1 protein-coding gene and 1 tRNA gene are annotated in these 1,122 nt (G+C 60.7%); one reads left to right on the top strand and one right to left on the bottom strand.

What is annotated here, in order from left to right; translation table 11 throughout:
- Nucleotides 1-50 precede the first annotated feature (50 nt).
- A tRNA-Met gene (locus tag C2R25_RS18805) sits at nt 51-127 on the top strand.
- Here C2R25_RS18805 and C2R25_RS21365 read toward each other — a convergent pair.
- A complete protein-coding gene (locus C2R25_RS21365) occupies nt 84-845 on the bottom strand; it encodes a zinc ribbon domain-containing protein (protein ID WP_369825723.1) in 762 nt (253 codons plus the stop codon). The two genes, C2R25_RS18805 and C2R25_RS21365, sit on opposite strands and share 44 nt — an antisense overlap.
- Nucleotides 846-1,122 lie beyond the last annotated feature (277 nt).

The following is a 1,122-nucleotide window of genomic DNA, read 5'->3' as shown; positions in this document are numbered from 1 at the left end:
ATCCCCCAAAGGCCCTCTTCGCGTTCCCCTCGAACGCACACAATCGGTGACGCGGGGTGGAGCAGCCCGGTAGCTCGTCAGGCTCATAACCTGAAGGTCGCAGGTTCAAATCCTGCCCCCGCAACCAACGGTGTACGACTCAAAGTCCCAGAAGTGTCCTGATGGGACTTTCGTGCGTTCTGAGCCACGCTGTTCCTATTGTTTACAGCCGCCTCCGCAAACTCCAGCATCGAAAACAGATCGCCGCGCAGTTCCAGGCGCCGGTGCTTCCCGCCACGGCTGTCGCCGCCATGGACAACGATCCCTTCGATCAATACACGGATCGCATTGCGAGACGCACTTGCTTCGCGCATGGTCAGATGCCGATCCAAATCTGCGATCGCGGAACGGTAGATAGTCTCATAGTTGGCAGGGAGTCGCACAACCGTCCGCTCTGGCAGACTGGTCAGTTCCTTTTCCAGTCGCTCTTCTTCACGCTCCAGATCCTTAAGGCGCGTCATGACGGAGCGGGGCAGGTCATCTTCCTCCTCCATCTGCTTCACCAGCTTGGCGATCCGGCGCCGGGTCTCGGCAAGGCTTGCCTCCATTTCATCGCGACGACCATGAGCCACCCGCATCTGGTCGTCCAGTTCCCGTTGCAGATGCACAGCGAACCGGCTGATGATTTCCGGGGTGAGCAATTTATCACGCAGGCCTGCAAGTGCCCTGTCTTCCAGATGTGCGCCGGCGATCGAACTGTTTTTGCAGGCCTGGCGCGCTGCGGCCTTGCAGCGCCAACGGGGGCCGACGCTGACGAACGGCTGTCCGCATAGGCCGCAATGGACTAGCCCACTGAGAAAATGCATGGGGCGCTTTGCTCCGCCCAGCGGGTTGCCGGTGATGCCGAACTTCACATCGCGGGCCATTCGGGCCTCGCTCTGCCGCGCTTTGACTTGATCCCACAAGCTCTGGTCGATGATCCGCAGGTCCGGCTCGTCCCGCACGATCCACTCACTTGTCAACCGGCGCGCAAAACTGACCCCCTATCGGCGTCCAATATTGACCCCACCTTTCGGTAGTCTGGCGGTTATCCCGGTAGTCGATAGGAGGGGCCCACGGACGACGACGCGCACCGTCAGGTGT

Origin of the sequence: Novosphingobium sp. HII-3 (genome assembly GCF_002916655.1) — a bacterium.
In the GTDB taxonomy this organism is placed as follows: domain Bacteria; phylum Pseudomonadota; class Alphaproteobacteria; order Sphingomonadales; family Sphingomonadaceae; genus Novosphingobium; species Novosphingobium panipatense.
This window is presented reverse-complemented; position numbering and strand designations above follow the sequence as displayed.

Excerpts from the sequence above, each read along its gene's own strand:
- C2R25_RS21365 (WP_369825723.1), bottom strand. The coding sequence starts at position 845 with ATGCATTTTCTCAGTGGGCTAGTCCATTGCGGCCTATGCGGACAGCCG.